The sequence below is a fragment of the Trinickia acidisoli genome, from assembly GCF_017315725.1.
Lineage (GTDB): Bacteria > Pseudomonadota > Gammaproteobacteria > Burkholderiales > Burkholderiaceae > Trinickia > Trinickia acidisoli.
This window is the reverse complement of record NZ_JAFLRG010000001.1, coordinates 2,487,679-2,512,936: the sequence shown is the minus strand read 5'-3', so window position 1 is coordinate 2,512,936 and position 25,258 is coordinate 2,487,679. Positions and strand designations below refer to the sequence as shown.

The window sequence follows — 25,258 nt, the reverse complement described above, 5'->3', positions numbered from 1 at the left end:
ATTTCATGGCTACTCAGCAGCAGCGTGACCCCTATCGCGGTTTTCGTTTTCGTGTCGAGATCACCGGCATCATCGTCGCGGCATTTTCAGAAGTGAACGTTCCGGACGTCACGGTCGATGCCGTCGATTACCGCGAAGGTACCGATCCCGCCTTTCGCCGAACGCTCTCGGGCTTGACCTCTTACGGGCGGGTGACGTTGAAGAAGGGCATGACGTACTCGCTGGATCTGTACAACTGGCACTACCAGGTCGTGCAAAAAGGCACGTCCACGTCGAACGCGCGACGCAATGCTTCCATCACGCTGCTCGATAGCGACGGCTCGACGGCCGCGCAGTGGTCGCTGTTCAACGCATGGCCCACGACCTATCAGACGAGCGGCCTGAATGCGAGCAGCGCGGAGGTCATGATCGAGACGCTCGAACTCTCGATCGAATACATGAAGCGGATGAAGTAGCGGTCCTTTGGAGGAAGCGATGGATCCGATCAGTATCGAGTATGCGTTCACGTTGCCGATTGGCTATCGGGGTTCCGACGGCTATCTCTATCGCGAGGGCATCATGCGCCTGGCCACGGCGGGCGATGAAATCTATGCGATGCGGGATCACCGCGTGCAAGCCAATGCGGCGTACCTCGCCGTCGTGACGCTTGCGCGCGTCGTCAAGCTCGACCAGCTCGAAGCGATGTCGACGGCCGTTATCGAGGAGTTGTTTCTTCGTGACTTTACGTATCTGCAGAAGCTTTATAACGAAATCAACGGAGTCGATGATGCCGACGCTTCCGCCGATTCGCCTCATTCGTCGCTCGAATCGGCAGGAGCGTTCCCGGGAAACGTCGAAGCGCTGCCGGTTCAAGCGAACTTTACGAAGAGATAGCGTTCATCGCCTATCACTTTCACTGGTCGCTTGCGGAGGTGATGGCGTTGGCGCATAGAGACCGGTGGCGCTGGTGCGAAGAGATCAGCAGGATCAACGACAAAATCAATGCGGCGGAGCAGCCGGAACGGCCGATCGGAATCGATATTCGCGAGTTGGGTTGACGAAATGGGGTGGGGCGATCGGCGTAAATATCTCTCAGTGGTGAGGCATGAGTCTTTCTGTCGGCGGGGCAATGAAGGCGCTCGAAGGCGCAGCATTCGATCCGTTCAAGGCCTACAACTTTCGCGTCATGCTGAGTCCCGACTTCAGCACGAGCGGCGTGTTGGGTGCCGTTGGCGCAGGTGCGTTGGCGAGTGTCGCGCTCGGCAGTTTCACTTCGGTGGCAGGTATCGGTTGGAAGACGGAAGTGCGCACGGTGCGTGAAGGTGGCGTCAATGATCGCGAGCATAAGCTACCCGGTCAAACGACGTGTAACGAGCTGCTATTCACGAAGGGCCTCACGCTTTTGGATCCGATGTGGGAGTGGTACCGCTTTACGCTTACCGGCCGTGTAAAGCGCATGAACGGCACGATCGTGTTGATGTCGGATACCCACACGCCGAACATCGGTGCCGTACCTGCGGTTGGGGTGCCGGTTGCGGCGTGGAATTTCTATCATGCATGGCCGACTGCGCTCGAGGGGGCGCGTCTCGATGCGTCGCAAAGCCTGATTGCCGTTCAACAACTCACGCTCGCGGTTGATCGGATAGAAAAGACGATCAGTCTCGGTTCGCTACTTTAGCCATGGCACGAAACTTCGAACGACGGTCGATTGCACCTTTGCAAACGGGACTCGCGTTTCGGTGGAAGGCGAGCGGGTGGGAGCGTTGGCGCATGGGTGCGCTGTCACGTTACCCGTGGCCGCGACAATTCGCGCCACGATTCGTATTCGCGCTGCCTACGCGATGGCGCACGCATCGAGCGGCGCAGGAGAGGGCGCGGTGCTATGGCGGCCCGGTGCTGCGCAGCGTGTCGAGCCGGCGGGAGGCTGTGATCAAAGTCGTGCGCATGGCCGCTTCGATGGGCCGTTTTCCGGCCAGGTCCAAACAAATGTCGATACACGCAACGACCGTGCAAGTCATTGCTTCCGCGCTTGCTACTCCGCGCGTGTTTCGTATCGTTCGCGTGCAGACTGTGTCCGATGACCAACGCCTCGCGCGTGCGAGTGATCGTGCGGTGCGGGATGGGCTTGGTTTAGCTCGCATGTCGATGGGGCAGGCGCCTCGCATTGCGCAGATGCCGCGTGACCGAATACCAGCACGAGAGATCGTTGAAGCGACGATACGTGCATACTCGCGCGTCAGACGCATCAGTGAGTATTCCGTTGACAGCAGGACCGGCGCAGTGCGTGTTTCGATCGGGCGGCTACGTCGCATATCGTCCGTACCGGATTTGCATTTGTCGCGTGGCCGAACGCGAGCATCGCAAGTTGCGCGTCAGGTCGAGCGTCGAGGGCTGACGGTAACGGCTCGGTTGCGCACTGTCGCCCAAAATCGACAAGCATGGCGCGATCTACGCTCACTCGATCGGTCGATACCATCGGATCACAACAGCGAGCGTAGGCGCTTTTACGCGCGGCTGCATCGAGCCGGCGAGCGCTCGAATCGCGAGCGTGTTCGGATATTCGATCTTCCTCGCATCGATATGCATGCATCGACTGCGCGAGTAGCATGCGTGCGGTTTGCTGCCCACGCAGCCATGAGTCGGTCGCCAAGCCTCGGATCGATGTTACGGCGGATCGATCGGAACGATATCGCTGCATTGGTGCGCATTCCCGCCGCGCGCAGTCTGTCGTTTGTAGCGGTGCCACTTCGGCGGATGCGGCGCCCGAGCGATGTTCTTACCTCGTCCGAGTCTCCGCGCCCCCCCGCCACGGCGCGATTGATCCTGCAACGACGCGCTATGGCGGCGGCCTCGCCTCGGCAGCGTACGGCCGCGGCGAGGCATGCTTACCCAATGAGCGACACGCATCGCTCCTCTCTCCCGCGAGAAGACGAACAGGCAAGAGACCACCCGCTGAATGAGTTGGCTATAGCGGCAGCTCGTCGGATTCTGATTCCGCTCGTACAGGAAGCGCTATTTTCCGAGCGGACGATAGGCGGCCTGGCAAGCGGCGTGGCAACGGCGATCGATCGGCGCGATCGCTCCGAGCAGTATCGCAAATCGGGAGGACGCTGATGCTCGAGCGAAACAGCAAATCAAGCGCGCTGTTGGCTATTTTGCCGAGCGGCTTGCAGCATGCCTACATTCATGTCGAGAACTCCAATTGGGCTGCGATGGGGCTCAGCGGCAAATCGATCGACGTCATGTACAACCCCGCGGAGTTGTCGCTCAATCAACGCGCGGTGGTGCAGGGCGAGGGCAACAACGTATGGTTCTCGCGAACCGAGCCTGACGATTTGGTGGTGACGCTCCTTTTCGACACCTACGAAAAGCGGACCGACGTTCGCAAGAAAACCAATGAGATTCTCGCGTTGACCGAGCCTTGGCCCGCGAAAGCGGGAGCGAAGGTACCGCCGACGGTGCGTTTCTTATGGGCGGATCGCTTGTTCACCGGCATCGTGACTCACGTTGCACAAAAGTTCACGATGTTTTTGCCGTCGGGGGTGCCCGTACGGGCCGACCTCACCGTAACGCTGAAGGAGGTGTTGACCGATGCGGAGGAGATCAAGGCGCAAGGTCTCGATAATTGCCGCCGGTTATGGACCGTATCGGCTAGCGATCGCCTGGACTTGATCGCCTACGACGTTCTGGGAGACCGGAGCCAGTGGCGTCTGATTGCGGATGCAAACGGTATCTATGATCCGATCGGTTTCCCGGGACGTCGTTGGACTGGCGTCACGATCGCCATCCCCGATACGAGGAACGAGACGTTCGAGCCGCTAGGAGCATCGGACTATGTCTGAATCGATAGGCGGCAGCGATACGCCTACCGCACACAATGCCGCCGAAGGGGCCGGGGCATCGAAGACGCGCGATTCCGGTTCGACGTATGGCGTTGCGCGCAACGCAAACGAATTGCGCAACCTTACCTGTGACGGCAATGCGATCGCAGGCGTGGCGAAAGCTGCCGTGGCTTCGATCGTCGTCGTGCAAGAGATCAACGTGCCGGCCATGTGCCAGATCGTCTTCGACATCGGCGAGCGGTGGGCACAAGAGGACTTCGACAAGTTCAAGCCCGGCGCGAAGCTGGAGCTTCCGAGCGAGGGGGCGAAAGACGCGTTGCTAGCGCCGATGTATGTGAGCGGGATGACGCTCGACGCCAGCGCTGGGCGCGTAATGTTGACGGTAACCGCCTTCGACAAAATGCATTTCCTGCGGTTTGGCGCATACACGACGCCATTTGCGAAGAAGAGCGACGCGGCCATCTTTGAATGGGTGGCCAATTCGGTAACAGGCTTGACGCTTTCCGTGAGTGAGTTGAGGGCCGAACCTTATCCCTATGTTCTTCAGGACAACGAAACCCGCTACGACTTTCTTTTGCGGCGCTGCAAACAGGCGAATTACGAGTGCATGATCGAGACGCAGGGAGGCAAGGAAATGCTGATCGTGCGCTCGAATCATCAGGGTGGAAGCACGTTCATGACGCTGGCTTATAAGAAAGACGTGGAAGCGATCAACCTCGACATGCGTGTGCCGACGCTCGGATCGACGGTTACGTCACTGGGGTACAACGTTTCGAGCGGCGAGACGGATGCTGGGTCTTGCAGCTCGGATTCGCGGCGAGACAAAGCAATGGGGAATCAGACCGGGTTCGACGTGGCGAGTCCGTTTGGCTCGTCGCCGATCACGCTGAGGCGTCCCGATCTGAATGATGCGAGTTCGCTCGACTATGTGTCCGCGGCAGAGCGCGCCCATCATCAGCATGCCTTTATCGAGGGGACGGCGACGCTCAGAGGTGTCAATCTTCAAGCAAGAGCTGGGATCAATATCAGGCTCGTCGGGACGAGCACGAGTTTCGACGGCCCGTATTACGTCGTGAAAAGCACGCATAGATTCGATCGCAATAACGATGTCACCGCCTTGGATTTGAAACGGAGCGCGATGTGAGCGCGCACCTGAGACTCGAACTCGCACAAGTGGCGAACGCGGACGATGAAGAAGACGCCGACGACAGGGCAAACCTCGGTTGCGTCAAAGTGAGGTTCGCGGACGGCTTGATTTCGGATTGGCTGCAGGTAGCCAGTCCGTTTGCAGGGCCCGAATACGGCATGTTCGCGTTGCCGCGGGAGGGCACGCCGGCATTGGTTGCTTTCGCTACGGACGACCGCACTTGCGGATACGTCATCGGCTTTCTATGGAGCGGCAAGTCGAAGCCGCCTATCGCCGACCAGGCAAAGCAACAGCAGGTGTGGATCGTCAAAGACAAGAATGGAAACGCACTGACGATCGATAGCGAAAAGAATTCGATTTCGATCGAAAGCAAAGGAGACCTATCGATCAACGCGGAGGGAAAGATCACGATCGAAAGCAAAGATGCTTTGTCGATCAAGGCAGCGAGAACGATCACGATCGAGGGAAACGAGATCGACCTCAACGCGCAAGAGGGTTGATGGACGGTCAAAGCATCGAGCGGAGCCGAGGATGAAACAACGCATTGCAAAGGCGGGCGACGGGATAGGACCGGTGATCGATACCCACACCGTAGTCAACGGTGCGACCGGCGAAACGCAACAGCAGCCGTTCCCGTTCGACGGGGTGTTCTATCCTTCGACGCTCGAAGCGAATGTTCGAATCAACGGAATGGCGGTAGCGACGATCGAGTCGGAGGTTCATAACGATCCTCCGCACATACCGCCGCCGTCTTACTCGTTCGTCGAGCCGCCCACGAACTTGGGCGAGATCGCGACATGCAACATCAAAGTACGAGTCAACGGCAAAAAAGCAGCAAGAGCGACGGATCTATGCCGGACGTGCACTGAGATTCCGCAGGCGCCGCCCCCGCAAGTGCAGGTTCGGCAGCCTGTTCGCGTGTACGTCGGTACGCCAAGCCCCGGCGACGCCTAATGCTCGTCAATGGCGATTTCCTGGGAAGGGGCTGGTCGTTTCCGATCGGGCTATCGACTTCCGGTCGGCTGCAATGGAGCACCGGCGACGAAAAGATTCGCGAGTCGATCTTGATCATCCTGCGCACCGTACCAGGCGAGCGTGTGCTGATGCCGGCGTTCGGTTGCCGCATCGGCGAATTGGTGTTTGCACCGAACGACGGTCCTACGCGTGCGCTGGCACAAACCTACGTCAAAGAGGCGCTGCAAGTCTGGGAGCCGCGCATCGACCCGCCGAATGTCGCGGTCAAAGTCGATCCCACAGTACCGAGCGCCTTGCTGATCGGCATCGACTACGTTGTCAGAGAGACGAACAAGGCAGGCAATCTCGTCTATCCCTTTTACCTCAAATGAGGCGGGAATGAGCGCGCCGATTTTCGATCAACGCACGGCCGCGACATTCTTTGCCGACGCGATTGCGTTGGCAAAGTTGTATTGCCCGCAATGGGGGCTGCCTGCCGACGATGCGTTGACGGCGAACGCCATTGCGCAAGATCCGGGTTTGGTCCTGCTGCAGCTTTTTTCGCTGTTGGGGCAAGACCTCGCGAACGTCCAGAATGCGATTCCGATGCAGCGTCAGCTTGCCTTGTATCGCTTCTTGGATATGAGGTTGCGCCCCGCCGCATGCGCGTCGGCGCCGCTTTGCTTTTCGCTCGCGCCGAAGCATGCATCCGTTTTCTTGCCAAGGGGTACGGTAGTTGTCGATGCGTCTACCCGTCGCTTGCGTTTCGAAACCGATAGCGACTTACAGGTACTGCCGGCGACGCTGCGTACTGTATTGACGGTAGAGCCCCGGCTCGATCGATATTTCGACGTTCAATCGTCATGGGCAGCCGGCGAGCCCGCACCGGCCTTTCCAGGGCGAGCCAACGGCGAGGTCGAACATCGCTTCGCTCATGCTTTGCTACTTGGCGACGCTGCGCTTTTCAAGCCAAGTTCCGCGGCGCGTGGCATGACGTTGACGCTGCATGGTGAGCGACTCGACCCCGACTACTTCCGATGTTGGTATGACGCAGCCCTGAATCCACTGCATCCCACTGTAGTTGGCTCGTCCAATGGGACGTCGTGCACGGTAGCGTTCGGTGCGTTACCTGTCGCCGCGACACAGACCGTTGCGGCGTTGCACGTTTCGTTGGCAGCGAGTGCGGGCCGTCGGTTGGATGCCACGGATCCATCGCTTGCGCTTTGTCCGTCTACACCGATGTATTGGCTCGTTTGCAAGCCAATCGACTCCGCGCGCGTGGTCCCTGCGCTAAATGGGTACCTTCCAAAGATCGACGCGATTTGGTGTGATTTCGGCACGCTATCGGTGGCGCCGCAGCAAGCGATCGCAAACGGGTTAGGGGTCGATCTGAGAAACGGCGCGTACCCGTTCGGACAAACGCCGACGCTCGATGCCAGCTTTTGCATCCGCTGCGATGCGGCGTTTTCACGTCCGGGTGTGCCGATCAAGATGACGTTCGACCTTCGGCCGTTGGCGAACGATCCCGACGCGCAAGTCGAATGGCAATACTGGAGCGGCGCTAGCTGGTCTACGTTGACCGCTGCGAACGACCCATATCAGTTCGTGGATGGGACCGTTAATCTCACGATCGCTTCGGGCTCGGTTTCGTTCATTTGTCCGGTGGTCGTGCAAACGTCGGTGACGGGCACCCAGGGCATGTGGATACGCGCTGTGCTCAACACAGGTGGATACGGTGACGTCAAAAACGGCTTCGAGCCGCCGTTCGTGCGCTCGCTCGTGATCGAGTACGCATGCGGTGGTGCGCCGTCTGCTGTTTGGGCGCACAACGCGTTCGAGTTGATTGCGTTGCCGGCTCGGCCTTACGAGCCATACCGCTCACTCGCGGAAGGGGGCGCCGCTCTTTACTTGAGCTTTGCTGCCTCCGATCTTCTGACCTACGGTCTTGATCAACAACTGACTCTGTATATCGACGTCGACCCGGCCGATGAGCATCTTGGCCACAGTAGCCCCGGCGAATGGCAATGGTTCGATGCGACGAGGTCGGTATGGCGGCCGCTCGCAATCGATGTTTCCGAAGTAGGTTTGGCGCGAAGCAGAGTCATTCGTTTTACGGTGCCCAGTCAATTGCAAGCTGCTGCTTTATTTTCCGAGACCGCATGTTGGTTTCGCGTACTGTGTCCGCATCGGAAGCATGCGCTCAAGGTACGCGGCATCTATCCGAATACCGTCAACGCGTGTAACCGTGCGACTTACGGCAACGAGGTGCTCGGCTCGAGCAATGGCCAACCCGGGCAGCGGTTTTCGTTGAGTGCAATAGCGGCAACACCCTCCGGAACGGATCAGGTGCTGCTTGCTATCAGCGCCGATCCGCACTCCGCGGTTCAAGTACAAGTCGTCGAGCCGGTGACTTCCGAGCCGATAGCGATCGCAATGAGCGGGAGCCAGACACAGCAGACTGCAGTTTTTGCTTGGACACGCGTGGATAGCTTCGTCGGTCATGGCCCGAATGACCGCGTTTTTATGGTCGATGTCGTCACAGGAACGATCGTCTTCGGCGACGGCAGCCACGGTGCCGTTCCTCCACCGGGCCGCAACAACATCATTGCGACATGCTATGCCACGACGCGTGGTGCGGTAGGAAACCTTGCCGCAGGCGCGCTTTCGGTGTTGTACAGCGCAGTGCCGGGCATTACGCAAGTGACGAACCCGATTCCCGCGCGCGGCGGCGCCGATGCCGATCGAGTCGACGATTTGATCGAAAGCGGGCCCGCGCTCGTGCGTGCAAACGATCGCGCGGTCAGTGCCGCGGATATCGAGGCGCTGGCTCGCGTGGCGAACGCGGGCGTATGCCGCGTTCGAGCGATCGAGTACGCTGCGGCGCCAATGCTTCATGAACCGGACCCGTTGCCGATTGAATGGTCGGCTCTCCATAGCGCGCAAATATTGCCCGATATGCGTCGCTGGCCGCGGCTCGAACTGATCGTATTGGCGAAATCGAGTGACGCACAACCGCTGACACCTATGTCGATGCTGGACGATGTCGTGAGCTACGTCCGCGCGCGGAGCATGCCGTGGTTAGCCGCGCGCACAACGGCGCGGCGGCCTTCATTCAAGCCGATCGACGTGACTGTATTGCTGCAAACCAATGCACCTAAATCGCAATGGGCTGCCCTGCGGGCGAACATCACCGCGCAGTTGACGCGGTTTCTTCATCCGACGCTAGGCGGGACGGCAGCGAATGGTTGGCCGATAGGCGAGCCGATGCGCTATGTGGCGATTCATCTGTTTTTGCTTGGATCCAGTGCGATGGTAACGGCGGTCGTGGCAATGACGCTATGCGGAAAGACGGGGGACGTCTCGCTCGATCCCGATCAGGTGAGCGCAGTCGGGGCAATCGATATACGGTTGACGGAGGCATCGCAATCATGACATTCGAGTTGCCCAATCTCGATGTTTTGCAGGCCGGTCCCGTCCTCGATCGACTGGTGCGCCGCATTCCCGGCTATGCGCCCGGGTGGACCGATCACAATCCATCGGACCCCGGCATCGCGCTGCTGCAAATGTTGGTCTGGCTATGCGAGGGAACGGCATACACGGCGAACGCGGTGCCGTTCGAAACATACCGAAACATGCTGCGGTGGGTTGTGGGGCTATCGTCGGCTTTGGCGCTGCCACAAGAACAGGATTACGCTACCGCGTTTCCCTACGCGGCATATGCCGACACCGGATCGCAAGACCCCGCATACGAAGTTTTGAAAGAAACGCTCGAGCAAGTGGAATTGGGCGCAGTGCTCGACTATGGCGCATTGCAGGAGGCTTTGGTTGCGTTACGTCGCGCGCCTTTCCTTGCGGTTACCCCCGCCGATCTATCGGCGCTGACGGTTGAGCTCAGCGGCTTCGTCGACGCACAAGCTCAAGGAGGAACGGCACCACTGCACGTCGCCCGATTGTGTTTGCAGCAACGCGACGAGGTGACCGAACTCATGCTCGTGAACGACGCCGCCAGTACGTATTCAGCGCCGACCGACGAGGGAGGCGGAACGTTTTCGACTTCGCTCGCATCGCCGGTCGGCGATGCGCAGTTCATGAAGCGCGAGGCGACACTGCTCGATCAAGTACGGCAGTACTTCGCCGCTCGCACGTTGTTGGGTAGTGCGATGTCGATCGAACACGCTTGTTTGCACGATGTCTACGTGCAATGCGAGGTCCGCTGCTTTGCGCGAGAGCGTGTCGACGAAGTGGCGACGGCGGTGTTGGGCGAGCTCGATCGGGCATTGCAGCCTATTCGTTCGGACGGCGGGCGCGATTGGGCGTACGGTGCGGGCATCGATGCCGCGACGGTACTACCGATTATTGCTGCCGCGCCCGGTGTGGATCGGGTTCAAAATCTCAACGTCAGCTTCATTGGCCATCCGATCGTGGCGTTGGGGCGTCCATTGCCGCCGGACGGCGTGACGGCCGGATTGCCGCGTCTTTATTGCGCACGCGTGACCGCGCTTGAGGCGAGTGATGGCTAACGGGAAAAACGACGAAATGCCGCTGAACGCGGCATCCGGCTATCTGAGCTACCTGCCTGCTTGTTTGGCCGATGCGGATGCTGCCGGTGCGCCGCCATTCATCGCGGCCTACCTGAAAGCATTCGAGAAGTTGCTCTCGGGTATTGCGGACGGCGATGAACTCGAGGGCGCCGGCCTGGATGCCCTCGTTGCGTATCGCGCGGGCATTCGAGACCTGCTCGATGCAGGCGTTATGGGAGAGTTGTTCTATCCGCGCTGGAGCTTTCTGTTCGAGGGCGAAGCCTTTGCGAAAGAAGCCACGTTGTTCATGCCGCCGTTGTCGAGCGCCGACGACACGGACAAAGCAACGTTGTTCAATCTGCTTGCCACTTATTTCGGCTTGCCGCAGTACGAAGACCTCGAGGGTTCACTTTCCCCGGTGGAGCGTTGGGCCCGCACGTTTTTCGAGTGGCTCGGCGCAACGATCGGGCTCGACGTCGACAAGAATTGGCCGATCGACGCCTCGCGCGAGATCATTGGAAAAACCTTCGCATTCGATCGTGCACGGGGCACGTCGATGGGAATGGAGTGGTTGATCAACGCTTATCTCACCGCAAACCCATCGCCAGTCGATGGCGTGACATTCACGAAAGCGACGGTTGGGGACTGCGTACAACCCGCATTGATCGTGCGTGATACCGATTCGATCGAGCAACCCGCCTTTCATCTCTTCAATGCCTATCCCGGCCCGGAAAACGTGGTGATCCTTTCGAACGATGTTCGCCCGGCGATCGAGCGCGACGGCATTACCTTCACGGTGGACGATTCCACGCTCATGGCCCATGTGCCGGCGCGATTCGAGATCGACGTCACGCTTTCCATCGGCGAAGGGGTAGCGATAAGCGACGAGAAGGCTGCCGTGCAGGGGTACTACCGGCTCATGCGAACCATATTGGACGCCGTGAAGCCGGCGCTGACGACATACGTCGTGCGAATCGCGTTGGAGCAACAGAGCACCTAGCGTTGATCCGCTACGGCAGCGCGCGAATGAGTTTTCACAACGTTGACGAGGGCATATGAGTACGAACCCGATTTCCCGTGTCGCGTATTTCTCCGGCGAGGCATTGCTGACCGCTGATTTCCAGGACGAGCAGAAATATCACAAGGAGATGCGGGAGCGGTTGAGCCAGGGGCTACTCACGCCGGGGATATTGAAGGGGCTCGACATCGAGTGGAGCCACGGCGATAGCCAGGTCACGGTGCGGGCCGGCACGGCGCTCGACTCACAAGGCCAGCTCATCGCCCTCACGGAAGACACGCCTTACGCTCCGTCGCCACTCGTCGACGGAAAGCAAAACTTTTTAACGATCAGTTATGACGAGGTGCAGGATCGATTGGTGCAGAACACCTACGGGCAGGGCTACAAGCGCTGGGTCGAAACGAATCGAATCGAGTGCACGCAAGACTACGATCCGAACGGGCCGGCGATCTTGCTCGCCGTGATCGGCGCTTCGGGCGGGGCGATCCAGAGTATCTATTACTGCTACGGTCAGTACATGCGGCGCCATGTGAGCGCGGTGCTGCGGTCGGTCGAATTTGTCGGCCCGAACGCCGACGGTGTGCAGTCCCTGCCGTTGTCCGATGTGCCGCCCCCATCGATGTCGATCGGTGCGACGGAGCAAGGCACGCTCGAGATCGAAGCACCCGTGATTGAGTTGAGCGGCGCGGTGACAGCGGATTCAATGACGGCTGCGGGGAGTTTCATGGGAACGTTCGACGGATCGTTCAAGGGAACGTTCGAAGGCGACGGCTCCCAACTGAACCTACCCTCGACTAACTACTGGACTCGGAACAATGCGGACGACAGTCTGTTTTATATGGGCGGCAATGTCGGCGTAAACGACAACCAACCTTCGGCGGTGCTTAGCGTGGGGCAGCCGATGCATTCGCTAATAGGTATCGGGCTAGTGACGGCGGTGTCGGCGGAAAACGGCGTGGTTACGTTGCAGGGCTATCAGACGAACTTTACACAAGATTTGGCGGGCAAGATTCTGCAGTTCGGGGTCGTGCTCAAGCAAGAGGCGAAGATCGCATCGGTTGAGAGCGACGATGGCTTGACGTTGGAGGCGTCGTTCCCGCTGGGGCTCGGTCCGACGAAGTATGGCTATGTCAGCGTGAGCAGCGGCGCGAAGGATGAAGCACCGGGCACGGGCTTGATTACACCGGATGGCAATACCGTGAGAGGGAGCGGTGGTACGCAGTTCCAGAGCCAAGCGAAGCTTCAAAGCGGCGATGTACTGGTGATAGATCGGTTCGTGCCGCAGCAAAAAGTAATCGAATCAAAAATCGCACCGCCGGTCACGAGCGATACGGCACTGACGTTGACGCAGGCGTTTTCGGAGAACGTGACCAACAGCGGATACATGTACAGCACCGAGCCGGGGCGATGGACCACCGGGGCTGGCACGATAACGTCGAACGGTACGCAGGTCACGGGCGCCGGGACGACGTTTACAAAATTGCCCGATGGCGCAACCCTGCGAGCGGAAATCGCGCTCGACGTGGCCAGCGCGCCGCAGACGTGGCGGGTGGATTCGGTTACGGATCCGACGCATTTGACGATGCATAAGATTTCGATCGATGACGGCACGCCGTTGCTGCCGATGATGTCGTCGTTCGTGCAGACATCGTGGCCGCTGATGCAAGTGGGCGGAGGGACGCAGCCGAGCCTACCGCCGGCGCTGACAGTGGTGCAAAACAACGGCAATGTGCCTAATACCGTGGCGATCAATGTCGATGACAGCGCGGTGAAGATCGATAGCAATTACGCGCTGCAGGTTAATGGGCCAATCAGTTTCGCGGGGGCACTTGATGTTGATGGTGCACTCGACGTTAAGGGCGATGTGACGATTGAGGGGCGCCTGGATGTCAAGCGCGATTCGATGTTTGAAGGGGAGCTAGAGGTCAAAGGCGATTCCACGCTGGATGGGGCGCTGAATGTCAAAGGCGACTCGACGCTTCAGGGACAATTGGAAGTGAAAGGCAACGTGACGCTCGACGGCACGCTGGATGGTGGCGGGCAAAAGGTGGTGGTCGCTCATGATTTGGAGGTCAAGGGCGCATCGACGCTCGACGGGACGCTGGAGGTCAAGGGTGCCTCGACACTCGATGGGACGCTGGGGGTCAAGGGTGCCTCGACACTCGATGGAACACTGGAGGTCAAGGGCACCTCGACGCTTGACGGAACGCTAGAGGTCAAGGGTGCCTCGACGCTCGACGGAACGTTGGACGTCAAGGGCGACTCGACCCTGGAGGGAGCGCTTCAGGTAAAAGGGCAGACCGCTACGTTCGGTCACGATGTGGTGGTTGAGGGCAACCTGACGGTACAAGGTCAAATTATCTCGACAAAATCAGGCAGTGTCTTCGGTGCGCCGGAAACGATATACAACAGTGCGGTAGGGACTGCGCAAAATCAGGGCGGTCCCATACCTTGTTTTTCACATAGCGCTTCAAGTGATGGGATGTTTATATTGACAACGGATAATGTGAATAGCGGGGATTATATTTCCGGAGGAAGTCATAACTTCTTTTATTATACGTTTGAAGTAAAGGTCAATGGATCTGCTGGCGTCGCATCTTACTATTCAAGTGCATTCGAGACGAGCTATCACACTAAGGGAGGGCCGGGTGCCGCTGGTTCAGCGTTTATTTCGGTACCGGTTTCCGAGGGTGATGCGATCGATGTTCAGTACTACCAGCAAGGTGTGGTAAATAAATCTTTTAATCTAATTGTGCGTTTTACGCCGTTTGCAGGGTAGCCTGCTTCCTTGACGTGTGTTGTTCGTTTTGTCATCGGCGGGATGCGTTGATGGGTTTGAGTCAGCGAGACCCCGCAAGGACGTGAGATGAGCGATCTTTCTGCAGACCTAGCACTGCCGTACAACGACAACGCTGCTTTCCTCGACGACTTGCGGCGCTTCGTCGAATCCCTGCTCGCGCAGGCGCATGGTGACATGGCTGACCCCGCCATTGCATCCCGGTACGATGCCTCATATACCTGGCGCACCATCGCCGCACGAATGGCTGCGACGGTCACATCGGAGATTTTCATCCCACTTGCCCATGTCGCGCTCGCGTTCCAACTCGATGCACGCGAGGTTCAACTATTGACGCTTGCGCTGATGGTAGAAACCGATCGATCGATCAATGAGGCATTCGCATCGCTGACACGCTCCCTGCAAGAGACCGACGACGATGACACCAACGGACGATCGACGGCCGATACTGCCGAACACACATCGCTTAGGACTGCTACCTATCTCCTAGGCGACATGCGCGCTTGCCTATTCTCCGATAGCGCCTTGTGCGCTCGTCAACTGATCGATCTCGTCGACGTCAACGTCGCGACGCTCGACGGCGGTTATCGCTTGGCCCACGCGCTCACCGCATACCTGCTCGGCCTTGCGGCGCCGCAACCTCGGATCGGCGACCATCTGGCGATCGACGTGACCGCCGAGGAGGGGCTGGACGAACTGATCGTCGACCAAAACGTGAAACGTCAATGGCGACGCTTCGTCGATATCTGCGCGGAGTCGAGCGCTCGGTCCGGCTCCATCGTGCTTCACATCGAGACCGACGACGTCACGCTTGCCGGTGCATTGGCGGCCGCCGCGTTCGCGGATCTCGGCTATGGCATCGCGCAATTGGATGCCCGCTTTCTTCGCTGGGCGCATCAAAGCGCCGATCAACGGCTCGCGACGTTGCTGCAGCAACTGCGCATGGCTTGCCGCGATGCCGCGCTATGCACGCAAGTGCTGATGCTGACCCAGAGCGAGGCATTGATCGGCAACGAGGAGCGCGAACAGATCGATTTGTTCGACAGCACGCTCCAATTGTTGCTGAAGACGTCGACGTATGTCGTTATCCTGAACGGCCCCGCACGGCGCGTGGTCGATATCGTCGCGAGTGCGCGCCAACAGGGCGTGCGATTGTTCCAAGTGCGCGTACCGCCGCCCACGGCCGAATTACGCAGACAGGCATGGCAAAAGCACGCGACCTATCACGATCTGCCGCTCGACGACACGCTATCGACCGCGATCGCCGGCGCCTATGCGTTCACGGAAGCACGTATTGCCTCCGTTGTCGACGCCGTCGCGGGGCGACAGGCATTGAACGGCGACGGTAACTTCGAGCCGTTGTTGTGGGACGCGTGCCGCGCCGCGGCCGAAGATCAGCCGATCGGCGTGGCAAAGCGCGTGGATGCACCGTATCGGCTCTCTGATCTCGTCGCGCCTGAGCGAACGATGGGACTCCTGCAAGAGACGCTGGGGCAAATGCGTTGCCGGTCGCACGTGATCGATGCCTGGGGATTCGGGGCCAAGTATCCGGGCATCACCAATTTATGCGTGCTGTTCTATGGCCCGCCGGGCACGGGTAAGACAATGGCTTCGTCGATTCTTGCGAACGAACTTTCATTGCCCCTATACCGCGTCGATCTGTCGGCCGTGCTCAGCAAATATATCGGCGAGACAGAGCGCAACATCGAGCAGTTGTTTGCTCGTGCCGAGTTGCTGAACGTTGTACTGCTGTTCGACGAAGCGGAAGGGCTCTTCAGCAAGCGCACCGAGACAAAGGATTCTCACGATCGTTTCGCGAACTTGCAGGTGGGCTTCTTATTGCAGCGGATCGAGTCGTACCCGGGGCTCGTGATCTTGTCCACGAACTTGATGAGTAATTTGGACAAGGCGTTTTTGCGGCGCTTTCGCTTTATCATCGAATTTCCGTTTCCAACGAGCGATGAGCGGCTACGCCTATGGCGGCAGATCTTTCCGGCGCAGGTGCGGTTGGACGCCGACGTCGATCTGGGATTGTTGGCCCAGAAGGCATCGCTTGCGGGCGGACATATCCGCAACGCGGCGATCAGCGCGGCGTTTCTCGCTGCGCGGGATGGCACGAACGTGAAGATGATGCACTTGGTGAAGTCGGTTGGCCGTGAATACGAGAAGCTCGGAAAACTTTTTTCGGAATCGGAGTTTTGAGGGACGAGGAGGGCCGATGAACTCACGCTTCGAAGGCTAGCTCGCTGCCCCGGCATAATGTCGATTCGTTGCGATCCTCGCCACCTACCATGCTTCCTGCGCTCGACACTGCCCGGCTATTGATACGCGAGCGTACGCTCGCCGATCTGGAATCGTGCCTCGCAATGGACCGCGACCCCGAGGTGACGCGTCACATTGTCGGCCCTTGGCGCGACCCCATCGCTCACCGGCAATTCGTCGAGCACCGGATCGTGCGCCGATACCCCTCGGGCCTCGGTTACTGGAGCCTGTACGAGCGCAGCGATCCCGAGCGCTTCGTCGGCTGGGTTTTGTTGATCCCCGATCACGGCGCGGGGCCCGACGTCGAAATTGGATGGCGACTCATTCGTTCGGCGTGGGGGCGAGGCATCGCGAGCGAAGCGGCGAGGGCGCTCGTGGCGCATGCGTTCGGCGCGGTTCGACTGCCGCGCGTGATTGCCGATATCGCTGCGGAAAATCAGGCTTCGCTGCGCGTGGCCCAGAAACTGGGCATGCAGTGGGTGGGCCATGACGAGAGCGACGGCATGCGATACGGGCGTTATCGTCTCGTGCGCGAGGATTTGCGCGGCGGTTGATCAATTCGCTGCCATCGCTACTTTCGTCTCGGCCGGCTTTGCAATTTTTGCCTGTGCCGTCATCTCGTTCTGCTCGATGATCTTCGCGATATCCGCATCGGCTTGTTCGCCGTACCGCGCAAACACATTCGTGCGATAGGTCGTGTTGACAGCCGCACCGAGCTGCGTGCCGGAATCATGATGCGTGTCGACGTCGACCTGCATCGAGAGCCCGATGCGAAGCGGATGCACCTCCAGCTCCTTCTGGTCGAGCTCGATACGCACCGGCAGGCGCTGCACGATCTTGATCCAGTTGCCGGTCGCGTTCTGCGCCGGCAACGTTGCGAACGCACTGCCCGTGCCGGCCGAGAAGCCGATTACCCGTCCGTGGTATTTGACGCTCGAACCGTAGACATCCGACGTCATCGTAACCGGCTCACCGATGCGCATCCGGCGCAGTTGTCCTTCCTTGAAGTTCGCATCGACCCATACGCCGTCGAGCGGCACGATCGACATCAGCGGCGTGCCCGGGGCGACGCGCTCTCCCACTTGCACCGAGCGCTGCGCGACATATCCCGTCACCGGCGCAGGCAGCGTATTGCGTGCGTACTCGAGGTAGGCGTCGCGCAGCCTTGCGGCGGCCGCTCGCACGTCCGGATGCTGTTCGATGGACGTGCGGGCGGTCAGCGCGCGATTCGAGCGCGCCTGCTGACGAGCCGCGTCGAGCGCTGCCTGAGCGGCGGCCACGGCATCGCGAGCGTGCGCGACGTCTTCCGCCGACACCGCACCGGTGTTGGCCACCGCGACACGGCGTTGCAAATCGTCCTGCGCGCGGGCCAAGTCCGACGCGCGTTGTGCGACGTCGGCTGCGTAGTAATCGTTGTTCACGTAGAGCGCGCTCACCTTTCGCACGGCCTCGCCGAGCGCCGCTTCGGCGTTCAAAAGTGCGATCTTCGAATCGGCCGGGTCCAGCGTGACGACCGGGGCGCCCGCTTTCACGATCTGTGTGTCGTCCGCATCGACGGCGTCGACTGTGCCCGTCACTTGCGGCGTGATTTGAACGAGGTTGCCGTTGACGTACGCGTCGTCGGTCGCCTCGTGATACTGCCCATACGTGAAGTCGTAGGCGCCATACGCTGCACCCGCGATCGCGACCCCAATGCCCAGGAGGGCGAGCCACAGCTTGCGCTTGCCTGAGGCGCCGGGCGGTGTCGCGTTCGGCAAGGTTCCGGTGGGCGCGTCGTGTGCATCGTTGCGGTTCGATTGCGCCGGGGCCGCGCTCGTGCGGTTGGTCGTGATGGTATCGCTCATGTCAATTCTCTAGGGAGTTTGCGAACGTGCCGATTCAATGCGCGGCGACGACGGAGTTGGAAGGTGCAGCACACTTCGCGCTGCGTGTCGTATTGGCCGACGTATCGACGTAGCCGCCGCCGAGCGCCGATGCAAGGGCAATTTGCTGGTCGCGCCGGTCCATCTGCAAGTTGGCGACGGCCTGATCCGCCCGCAGCGCGTTCATGTCGGCGTTGAGTACGGTCAGTTGATTCGTCAGGCCGGCCTTGTATTGCGTGATTGCCAGATCGTCGGCTTCGCGCGCGGCTCGTTGCGCTGTTTGCGCATCGCTAAGCTGGACGTCGCTCGAACGGATATGGGCGAGTTGCGTCGCCACGTTGCTCAAGGCGTTGATCAGCGTCTGGTTGTAGGTTGCGACGGCGTCGTCAAAATCGGCGTAACGGCCCTTCAATTGCGCTCGCAGCGCACCCGCGTCGAAAATCGGCAGATGGATCGCCGAACCCAGGCCGGCGGTGCGGCTCGCCGCGGTCAGGAAGCGGCCGAAGCCGAACGCGTCTAGGCCGATCGCGGCGCTCAGGTTGATGTCGGGATAGAACTCGGCCTTGACTTCTTTCACTTCGTGCGTGAATGCATCGACGCGCCAACGGGCCGCGACGATGTCCGGGCGGCGGCTCACGAGGTCGGCGGGCAGGTTGTTCGGTAGTTGCACCGCGTTGCCAACGCCCAGCGCAGGCCGTGCGATCGCGAGCCCTCGGTCCGGGCCTGCGCCCATGAGCGCGGCCAATTGGTAGCGCGTCGTCAGGATGCTGCCGTCGATCGCGGCGAGCGCCGAGCGGGCGGTCGCGAGATTCGCCTGCGCCGTCTTACGCTCGACTTCGGTATCGAGCCCGGTTGCGATGCGATCGGCCGTGATGCGATCGATCTGTTCGCGACGCTCGACTTCGCGTTGCGCGATGTCGTGCAGCACGTAAAGTCGCGCAAGCTGGTTATAGGTGCGGGCGACTGCGGTCGTGAGCGTGAGTTTGACGACTTGCGCATCGGCTTCGCTTGCCTGCACCCGAGAGAGCGCGGCCTTCATCGCCTCGCGATTCTTGCCCCACAGATCCAGATCGTACGAAGCGGACAACAATCCGTTGTTTTGGGTTTGCCAACTGCCGGCGTAGGGCGGCGGCACTTGCGCCGTGCCGCTGAACTGCTGGTGCGTCAGTGAGTAATCGGCATTGACGCTCGGCATCGTGCTGGCCTTCGCGGTTTCCGAATAGGCTTGCGCCGCTCCGATGCGGGCGCGCGCCTGCGCAATCGTCGGGCTACCCTTGAGCGCTGCTTCGATCAAGGTCTTCAATTGCGCGTCGCCGAACTGGTCGGCCCAATCGGCCGTCGGCCAGTGACCGCTTTCGGCCGGCAGGCTTTGCGTCGTCGCGAACTCTTGCGGCTGGGCCATCCGTTGGTCGCTATGAATGCCTGCATAGTTGGCGCATGCCGAGAGCACCGCCACCAAGATCGCCGACAGTCCAACCTTCATCGCACGGACACCGCTGCCGGATCCAGTAATCTGCAATTTCATTTTCTGACCTGTCAGATTAATAATTAAAAAAAAGGGGGAGCACCGCGGTGCTCATTCTCCGATGAACTTATTGAGCAGACGGCACAGTTCTTCGAACTCCACTTTCGTGAACTTCCTCAACCGCGCGTTCAGCACGTGCGGCGCAACATTCGGAATCTCGGCCGCAATGACTTCGCCCTTCTTCGTTAGCATCAGGTTAACCACCCGGCGATCATCCGCGCTGCGCGAGCGCTCCAGCAATCCTTTCGTTTCCAGTTTGTCCAGCATTCGCGTCATCAGCCCGGTATCGATGGACAACATTTTCGAGAGCTCGAATGGTGTGGAGGCCAGGCCGCGCTGCATCGCGAGGAGGATGCCCATCTGCGGCCCAGTGATGTCGAGGTCCTCGAGGGCCGCATCCATTTCCGCCGTGATCAGGTTGCGAGCTTTGGTCAGCAAGAACCCGACGCTTTGCGTCAGCGAGAAATTTTCGGACGTGTAGTGCTTCATGGCAAATCCTCGGGATGTGTGACTCACACAATAACTGCAAAGTCAGATTTATGCAAGAACAATTTTTGGGATTTTCCCCTGCCCAGGCGGCGCGTTGCTCAGTGACCACCCGCGCCCGCTGCGCTCGTCGCGCCGTCCTTGCTGGGCTTTGTGATCCAAATGAGCGGAATGATCACGACAAAGATCACGGCGGATAGCCAGAACACATCGTTCAGACCGAGCATCGACGCCTGCGCGCTCAATTGCGTTTCGAAAAAGGTCTGGGCTTTGAATAGGCTCGCGTGCAGCATCGTCTGAATACCGGCGAGCGCATGCATGTAGTTCGGGTTATTCACGCTAGTCTGCTCGGCGAGCCGAGCATGGTGCAGGATCGTCCGGTCGTTCCAGATGGTGCTCATGAGCGAGGTGCCCGCCGCGCCGGCGAAGATCCGCGCGAAGTTCGACAGGCCCGCGGCTGCCGGGATCTTCTCCGGCGGCAAGCCGGACAGGATGATCGCCGTGAGTGGTGTGAAGAATAGCGCCATCGGGATGCCCTGCAGCAGTGTCGGCAGAACGAGCGTGTAAGAGTCGATGCCCGTCGTGTACCACGAGCGCATCAGGAATACGCCCGCAAAGCCGAGGAAGGCGAGCGTCGCCAGTACCCGCATGTCCGATTTCGGCATGATCTTGCCCATCACCGGCGCGAGAAGCACGGCGAAGATGCCGAGCGGCGCTGTCACGAGCCCCGCATCGACGGCCCGGTAGCCCAGGTATTCCTGAATCCACGTCGGCAGGATCACGAGGTTGGCGAAGAACACCGCGTACGCGATCGATATCGCAATGGTGCCGCCCAGGAAGTTACGTCCTTTGAACAGGCGCAAGTCGACGATCGGCTTGGCTGCGGTCAGCTCCCAGATCAAGAAGAACAGGAACCCCACCAGCGCGACGCTCGCGAGCGTCCAGATGACCGGTGAATTGAACCAGTCGAGATCCTTCCCCTTGTCGAGTGTGATCTGCAACGCACCCACCCAGACGATCAGCGACATGAGCCCCACTTTGTCGATCGGTAGTTTGCGCGACGGCGTTTCGCGCTTTCGATAGAGTGCCCAGATCACCGCGGCGGCGAAGAGGCCTACAGGCACGTTGATGTAGAAGATCCACGACCAGTTGTAGTTGTCGGTGATCCAGCCGCCCAAGGCCGGCCCGGCGATCGGACCGACCGTTGCGGTCATTGCCCATAGCGACAGCGCGCTCGCGCTTTTTTTCCGCGGAAACGACGAAAGCAGGAGCGATTGCGACAATGGCACCAGCGGCCCCGCCACCGCGCCCTGCACGATGCGCGCCAAGAGCAGGACCGGCAGGTTGGGCGCGAGCCCGCATGCAGCGGACGCCATCACGAACAGCACGATCGCGGCCACGAAAAGTTTGACCTGCCCGACACGCTGCGTGAGCCAGCCGGTCAGCGGAATCGATACCGCGTTGGCCGCCGCGAACAGCGTGATGACCCACGTGCCTTCGTCGACCGACACGCCAAGGTCGCCCGAGAGCGTCGGGATCGCGACATTGGCGATCGACGAGTCCAGCACGTTCATGAAGGTGGCGAGGGCCACGGCGAACGTACCCAGTGCGAACTGCCAGCCGGTCAATGGGGCAGGCGCGCTCGCGGTGGTTGAAGGGTTCATGTTGCGTCCTTTAAGAGGCTTGGTGGCCGGCTGTTCTCAAGTTGCCGTCATGTATCTGATATGTCAGATATTTGATCAAAAAAACTCATTCATCCTGCAACCTACCGAGGAGGCGGCATAAGGTTGCAAATTCGCGCGAGGTAAAGCCCGATAGACGCCGGTTCAACACCGCCGGCGCGATCTCCGCTATCCGCGCGGCAAGATTCCGACCGGCTTCGGTCAACGTCAGGTTGACCACGCGCCGGTCCGAACGGTTGCGTTCCCGGCGCACGAAGCCGCGCATTTCCAGGCGGTCGACCATTCGCGTGACAAATCCCGAATTGATGCCCAGCAGTTTGGACAACCCAGCCGACGAGCACGCAATGCCCGGAGAAAGGAGCAGCAGCGCGCCGACGTACGAACTACTGACGCCCGTGCCCGCAAGCGCCACGTCCATTTCCACGGTGAGTAGGTGGCGGGCTTTGTCCAGCGCAAAGATGATGCGCTGGACCGGGAAAAAGCAGTCTTCGTGGGTGTGACTCATAGCTGATACCTCCATTTCTGATGCAGACTATATCTGACTAATCAGATATATGCAAAGATTTTTTTGCACCGAGGGTGGAGGGTGGCCGTGGGAGCGCAAGGCAGGATTGATCGTGCCCAGACTTGTCGCGCAAACGCGACGCTGGGAGCGGCGCAGAAGCCTGCTAGGTAGGCATGGCGGTGGACAAATTACGCAAATTACGTAAAATGCGTACTATCCTGTGCCAAAGGCCCTTATGACCACAGTAACCGCCACCGATCTCGCCCGCCGCACGAACCAGGTGCTCGACGCCTTGGCGCGCGGGGAATCGGTCACCATCACCCGCAATAACACCGTGCTTGGCACGATCAGCCCGCCTGAGCGGGCTGTCACACTTCGCGATGCCTTCGAGCGCATCCCAAAGATGCCGCCCGACGTTGCCGATCGGTACATGGCTGATATCCGAAATGCCGATTTCGACGACGAGGTGCGTGATCCGTGGCAGAAGTAATCGTCGATACATGTGTTTGGATCGATCTCAGTAAAGGTGCTCTCGACGCTGAAGCAATCTACAACGTCGCTGGGTCCCAATTGGTCCATGTCTCCGCGATCTCGCTTGGCGAATTGGAACTCGGCGCGCAACTTCCAAGCGACGCCCGCGAGCGAGCACAGCGCACTGCATTTCTGCGTGCCATCGAACGGATGTCGGTGCTCGCAGTGACGCGAGAGACCGCTCGTTCATTCGGGCTGCTCGCGATCATGATGAAGGCGGCGGGTCGTAGCCCGCGTCCGCGTTATAACGATCTCTGGATCGCTGCTCAGGCTCATGAACATCATCTGCCGCTTCTCACCAGCAACCCTGATGATTTCCGCGCGCTAGACGTCATCGAAATCATCGAAGCCCCGAAGACGGCTCATTGAGCGCGAGTGTCGCACCTCGGCAGCGCGGCCCTTCAAGTCCTCACGCAATTGCCATGCGTGAGCGGATCACTGCTCGGCCTTCTAAATTTCGTCGCCGCGAGTCACCGTAAAAATCTTAGTGACGCGCAGCGCATGCTCTCGCCATTTGCGATGGCATCGGGTCCCGCCCGCACGGAATTGCTCTTTGCGGATGAATTCGCGCAGCCGATCGAAGATTTTCAGTACGACGTGTATCGCCGCATGCTGAATTGGGCCACTGGGCGGCCGGTCATCGTGCGCACGCTCGATGCAGGCGGGGACAAGCCGATCGCGGGGCTGACCATCGACGGCGAGCGAAATCCGTTTTTCGGCTTGCGTCTGTCGCTTGTCCGTCCGGAACCGTTCCGTATTTCGGGCTAAGCCATTGGCCTGCCCCACGTTGCATGCTCCACATGCATCGAGAAATCGCACACCGTAGCCGCCGCGCTATGAGGATGGGGAAGCTTGCGCCAGATATTCTAAGCTGCAGGTTGCGAGCTATCGGCTACGGTAACCAGCGCCCATTTTCGCATCAAATGATTTAAGAAGATTTCCAACACGAGTAGCTCGCAAACCTGATGAAATAGGCGGGCACACTTTAATAAGTAGTCGATATATTGTATTTTCTGTATGGAGCCGGTGCCGCCTGAACGATATTCGATAGTCATATTGTCGTCGAGTATGCGAAACCAGTTGTGGAATGATGCGTTCCGGATTTGATGGTCGAATTCTTTGGTTGCGTCGGTGAATGTCGTATTGTTCGAGAGATTATTTCGACGAGTGGCTTTGTCTGTTATTACGAATTTCGCGAGATCGATATTTTGAAGCTTATCGTATGGACGATCAAGTAAGATGTTATTTATCTCTGTAATTATCTCAATGGCGCTGGCGTAAAACTCGTACGCGCTTGCGTAGAATTTTTTTGCCTTCTCGAAGTTCGTGGATGTGATCTTTGCGTTTTTGGGAAGCGTTATACCCTCGCTCGTGTAACTCAGGATTTGTGCGAATTGATCGAAGCAATCAAAAAATTGAGAAAATATATCGAAATGACTTCGATAGTGGTGCTCCTTCAGGTTGCGTGCGTAATAATGAAGGAAGCGTTTGAATTCCGCTTCATTTTTCGATATTGCTAACTTAGCCTCTGGGATAAGGGGTCCGGCGTCCTTGAAAAGCTTTCTGATGAACCAGTAAATGATGTCATCCAGGTTCGATTCGTCCATGCGATAGCTGTGCGCGAATGCAGATTTCAGCTTGCTTGAAACAGCGAACTTCTTCGAATTGTCGAGTCGCCATATTTTCTTCAAATCCTCCCATACCTCAGCCATGGCGACGGGGGCAATAGGTGGGTGCGGAATATTATCTGGGCTGTCGGAATTTGCCTGGCGAGCTGCCCATGCTCCTTTCATAAAATCGAACGAGCCGAAGTAGAGCGGATTGTTGACCTTGTCTCCGTCGGCCACGAAATCGGACGACATATAGATTGGTTTTCCACTTTGATCGTCGGTGAGAGATACATTGTCGCATTTGCCAAGCTTGATGCCGGCATTTTCTTGATCAAGATCGAGTCGAATGATCATTGGCTCATTGCAATGATCACAATTGAGCACGTGTTCTTGATTGCTGCCGTAGCCTATTTGAATCCGTGCGACATATGAAGCGTCGCACGTGCAGCATTTGAATGGTTGTCTTACGATCATCTTTTTCCCCGAGGCAGAAATGTTGTGTGTTCCGATGCGGCGTCGCGTGATCTCGACGCGTCGC

At 59.2% G+C, this 25,258-nt stretch carries 24 protein-coding genes; 18 read left to right on the top strand and 6 right to left on the bottom strand.

What is annotated here, in order from left to right; genetic code table 11:
* The first annotated feature begins 5 nt into the window (after positions 1-5).
* The 15 genes from J3485_RS11480 (at position 6) to J3485_RS11415 (ending at position 17,073) form a co-directional block, all read left to right on the top strand.
* Positions 6-455: a phage tail protein gene (locus J3485_RS11480; protein ID WP_206952578.1), complete on the top strand. Its 450-nt coding sequence runs from the start codon at positions 6-8 to the stop codon at positions 453-455.
* A gap of 19 nt (positions 456-474) precedes the next feature.
* Positions 475-873: a hypothetical protein gene (locus J3485_RS11475; protein WP_206952577.1), complete on the top strand. Its 399-nt coding sequence runs from the start codon at positions 475-477 to the stop codon at positions 871-873.
* A gap of 38 nt (positions 874-911) precedes the next feature.
* Positions 912-1,037: a DUF6760 family protein gene (locus J3485_RS29420; RefSeq protein ID WP_309477010.1), complete on the top strand. Its 126-nt coding sequence runs from the start codon at positions 912-914 to the stop codon at positions 1,035-1,037.
* A 47-nt stretch (positions 1,038-1,084) separates the two neighbouring features.
* Positions 1,085-1,657: a phage tail protein gene (locus tag J3485_RS11470; protein WP_206952576.1), complete on the top strand. Its 573-nt coding sequence runs from the start codon at positions 1,085-1,087 to the stop codon at positions 1,655-1,657.
* Positions 1,658-3,092: 1,435 nt separating this feature from the next.
* Positions 3,093-3,821 (top strand): CIS tube protein, encoded by a 729-nt coding sequence (locus tag J3485_RS11465; protein WP_242538552.1) that lies wholly within the window; start codon positions 3,093-3,095, stop codon positions 3,819-3,821.
* Positions 3,814-4,965 (top strand): phage late control D family protein, encoded by a 1,152-nt coding sequence (locus tag J3485_RS11460; protein WP_206952575.1) that lies wholly within the window; start codon positions 3,814-3,816, stop codon positions 4,963-4,965. The genes J3485_RS11465 and J3485_RS11460 overlap by 8 nt, the downstream gene beginning before the upstream one ends.
* On the top strand, positions 4,962-5,468 hold the full coding sequence (locus J3485_RS11455) for a phage baseplate assembly protein V (RefSeq protein ID WP_206952574.1): 507 nt from the start codon (positions 4,962-4,964) through the stop codon (positions 5,466-5,468). The genes J3485_RS11460 and J3485_RS11455 overlap by 4 nt, the downstream gene beginning before the upstream one ends.
* Positions 5,469-5,499: 31 nt before the next feature.
* A complete protein-coding gene (locus J3485_RS11450) occupies positions 5,500-5,922 on the top strand; it encodes a PAAR domain-containing protein (protein WP_206952573.1) in 423 nt (140 codons plus the stop codon).
* On the top strand, positions 5,922-6,314 hold the full coding sequence (locus J3485_RS11445; RefSeq protein ID WP_206952572.1) for a GPW/gp25 family protein: 393 nt from the start codon (positions 5,922-5,924) through the stop codon (positions 6,312-6,314). The genes J3485_RS11450 and J3485_RS11445 overlap by 1 nt, the downstream gene beginning before the upstream one ends.
* A 7-nt stretch (positions 6,315-6,321) precedes the next feature.
* Positions 6,322-9,354: a baseplate J/gp47 family protein gene (locus J3485_RS11440; protein ID WP_206952571.1), complete on the top strand. Its 3,033-nt coding sequence runs from the start codon at positions 6,322-6,324 to the stop codon at positions 9,352-9,354.
* Positions 9,351-10,442, top strand: coding sequence for a baseplate J/gp47 family protein (locus J3485_RS11435; RefSeq protein WP_206952570.1), 1,092 nt, complete (start codon positions 9,351-9,353; stop codon positions 10,440-10,442). Before J3485_RS11440 ends, J3485_RS11435 begins: the two co-directional genes overlap by 4 nt.
* A complete protein-coding gene (locus J3485_RS11430; protein ID WP_206952569.1) occupies positions 10,435-11,442 on the top strand; it encodes a hypothetical protein in 1,008 nt (335 codons plus the stop codon). The genes J3485_RS11435 and J3485_RS11430 overlap by 8 nt, the downstream gene beginning before the upstream one ends.
* A gap of 55 nt (positions 11,443-11,497) precedes the next feature.
* Entirely contained in the window at positions 11,498-14,239 is a 2,742-nt protein-coding gene (locus tag J3485_RS11425; RefSeq protein ID WP_206952568.1) for a bactofilin family protein, read from the top strand.
* An 87-nt stretch (positions 14,240-14,326) separates the two neighbouring features.
* On the top strand, positions 14,327-16,459 hold the full coding sequence (locus J3485_RS11420; RefSeq protein ID WP_206952567.1) for an ATP-binding protein: 2,133 nt from the start codon (positions 14,327-14,329) through the stop codon (positions 16,457-16,459).
* A gap of 89 nt (positions 16,460-16,548) precedes the next feature.
* On the top strand, positions 16,549-17,073 hold the full coding sequence (locus J3485_RS11415) for a GNAT family N-acetyltransferase (protein WP_206952566.1): 525 nt from the start codon (positions 16,549-16,551) through the stop codon (positions 17,071-17,073).
* On the opposite strand, the gene J3485_RS11410 is transcribed toward J3485_RS11415, so the two are convergent.
* From J3485_RS11410 to J3485_RS11390, 5 genes are all read right to left on the bottom strand, one after another.
* A complete protein-coding gene (locus J3485_RS11410) occupies positions 17,074-18,363 on the bottom strand; it encodes an HlyD family secretion protein (protein WP_206952565.1) in 1,290 nt (429 codons plus the stop codon). It lies immediately after the preceding gene.
* Between the two features lie 34 nt (positions 18,364-18,397).
* On the bottom strand, positions 18,398-19,906 hold the full coding sequence (locus tag J3485_RS11405) for an efflux transporter outer membrane subunit (RefSeq protein ID WP_206952564.1): 1,509 nt from the start codon (positions 19,904-19,906) through the stop codon (positions 18,398-18,400).
* Between the two features lie 51 nt (positions 19,907-19,957).
* On the bottom strand, positions 19,958-20,395 hold the full coding sequence (locus J3485_RS11400; RefSeq protein ID WP_206952563.1) for a MarR family winged helix-turn-helix transcriptional regulator: 438 nt from the start codon (positions 20,393-20,395) through the stop codon (positions 19,958-19,960).
* A 98-nt stretch (positions 20,396-20,493) separates the two neighbouring features.
* Positions 20,494-22,056, bottom strand: a complete 1,563-nt coding sequence (locus J3485_RS11395; protein ID WP_206952562.1) for a DHA2 family efflux MFS transporter permease subunit — start codon at positions 22,054-22,056, stop codon at positions 20,494-20,496.
* A gap of 85 nt (positions 22,057-22,141) precedes the next feature.
* On the bottom strand, positions 22,142-22,579 hold the full coding sequence (locus J3485_RS11390; RefSeq protein ID WP_206952561.1) for a MarR family winged helix-turn-helix transcriptional regulator: 438 nt from the start codon (positions 22,577-22,579) through the stop codon (positions 22,142-22,144).
* Between the two features lie 235 nt (positions 22,580-22,814).
* Here J3485_RS11390 and J3485_RS11385 point away from each other — a divergent pair, with 235 nt between their 5' ends.
* Genes J3485_RS11385 through J3485_RS11375 form a run of 3 tightly spaced genes read left to right on the top strand, consistent with a single transcriptional unit; the run spans position 22,815 to position 23,878 of the window.
* Positions 22,815-23,069: a type II toxin-antitoxin system Phd/YefM family antitoxin gene (locus tag J3485_RS11385; protein WP_206952560.1), complete on the top strand. Its 255-nt coding sequence runs from the start codon at positions 22,815-22,817 to the stop codon at positions 23,067-23,069.
* Positions 23,057-23,479, top strand: coding sequence for a type II toxin-antitoxin system VapC family toxin (locus J3485_RS11380; protein ID WP_206952559.1), 423 nt, complete (start codon positions 23,057-23,059; stop codon positions 23,477-23,479). Before J3485_RS11385 ends, J3485_RS11380 begins: the two co-directional genes overlap by 13 nt.
* A 6-nt stretch (positions 23,480-23,485) precedes the next feature.
* A complete protein-coding gene (locus tag J3485_RS11375) occupies positions 23,486-23,878 on the top strand; it encodes a putative PEP-binding protein (RefSeq protein WP_309477009.1) in 393 nt (130 codons plus the stop codon).
* 98 nt (positions 23,879-23,976) lie between these two features.
* Here the strand turns inward: J3485_RS11375 and J3485_RS11370 are convergent, their stop codons facing one another.
* On the bottom strand, positions 23,977-25,074 hold the full coding sequence (locus J3485_RS11370) for a hypothetical protein (RefSeq protein ID WP_206952557.1): 1,098 nt from the start codon (positions 25,072-25,074) through the stop codon (positions 23,977-23,979).
* Between the last annotated feature and the right edge of the window lie 184 nt (positions 25,075-25,258).

Bases quoted from the DNA above. Each gene is read 5' to 3' on its own strand.
- J3485_RS11480 (WP_206952578.1), top strand. From the start codon at position 6: ATGGCTACTCAGCAGCAGCGTGACCCCTATCGCGGTTTTCGTTTTCGT.
- J3485_RS11475 (WP_206952577.1), top strand. From the start codon at position 475: ATGGATCCGATCAGTATCGAGTATGCGTTCACGTTGCCGATTGGCTAT.
- J3485_RS11470 (WP_206952576.1), top strand. From the start codon at position 1,085: ATGAGTCTTTCTGTCGGCGGGGCAATGAAGGCGCTCGAAGGCGCAGCA.
- J3485_RS11465 (WP_242538552.1), top strand. From the start codon at position 3,093: ATGCTCGAGCGAAACAGCAAATCAAGCGCGCTGTTGGCTATTTTGCCG.
- J3485_RS11460 (WP_206952575.1), top strand. From the start codon at position 3,814: ATGTCTGAATCGATAGGCGGCAGCGATACGCCTACCGCACACAATGCC.
- J3485_RS11450 (WP_206952573.1), top strand. From the start codon at position 5,500: ATGAAACAACGCATTGCAAAGGCGGGCGACGGGATAGGACCGGTGATC.
- J3485_RS11445 (WP_206952572.1), top strand. From the start codon at position 5,922: ATGCTCGTCAATGGCGATTTCCTGGGAAGGGGCTGGTCGTTTCCGATC.
- J3485_RS11440 (WP_206952571.1), top strand. From the start codon at position 6,322: ATGAGCGCGCCGATTTTCGATCAACGCACGGCCGCGACATTCTTTGCC.
- J3485_RS11435 (WP_206952570.1), top strand. From the start codon at position 9,351: ATGACATTCGAGTTGCCCAATCTCGATGTTTTGCAGGCCGGTCCCGTC.
- J3485_RS11430 (WP_206952569.1), top strand. From the start codon at position 10,435: ATGGCTAACGGGAAAAACGACGAAATGCCGCTGAACGCGGCATCCGGC.
- J3485_RS11425 (WP_206952568.1), top strand. From the start codon at position 11,498: ATGAGTACGAACCCGATTTCCCGTGTCGCGTATTTCTCCGGCGAGGCA.
- J3485_RS11420 (WP_206952567.1), top strand. From the start codon at position 14,327: ATGAGCGATCTTTCTGCAGACCTAGCACTGCCGTACAACGACAACGCT.
- J3485_RS11415 (WP_206952566.1), top strand. From the start codon at position 16,549: ATGCTTCCTGCGCTCGACACTGCCCGGCTATTGATACGCGAGCGTACG.
- J3485_RS11410 (WP_206952565.1), bottom strand. From the start codon at position 18,363: ATGAGCGATACCATCACGACCAACCGCACGAGCGCGGCCCCGGCGCAA.
- J3485_RS11405 (WP_206952564.1), bottom strand. From the start codon at position 19,906: ATGAAATTGCAGATTACTGGATCCGGCAGCGGTGTCCGTGCGATGAAG.
- J3485_RS11400 (WP_206952563.1), bottom strand. From the start codon at position 20,395: ATGAAGCACTACACGTCCGAAAATTTCTCGCTGACGCAAAGCGTCGGG.
- J3485_RS11395 (WP_206952562.1), bottom strand. From the start codon at position 22,056: ATGAACCCTTCAACCACCGCGAGCGCGCCTGCCCCATTGACCGGCTGG.
- J3485_RS11390 (WP_206952561.1), bottom strand. From the start codon at position 22,579: ATGAGTCACACCCACGAAGACTGCTTTTTCCCGGTCCAGCGCATCATC.
- J3485_RS11385 (WP_206952560.1), top strand. From the start codon at position 22,815: ATGACCACAGTAACCGCCACCGATCTCGCCCGCCGCACGAACCAGGTG.
- J3485_RS11370 (WP_206952557.1), bottom strand. From the start codon at position 25,074: ATGATCATTCGACTCGATCTTGATCAAGAAAATGCCGGCATCAAGCTT.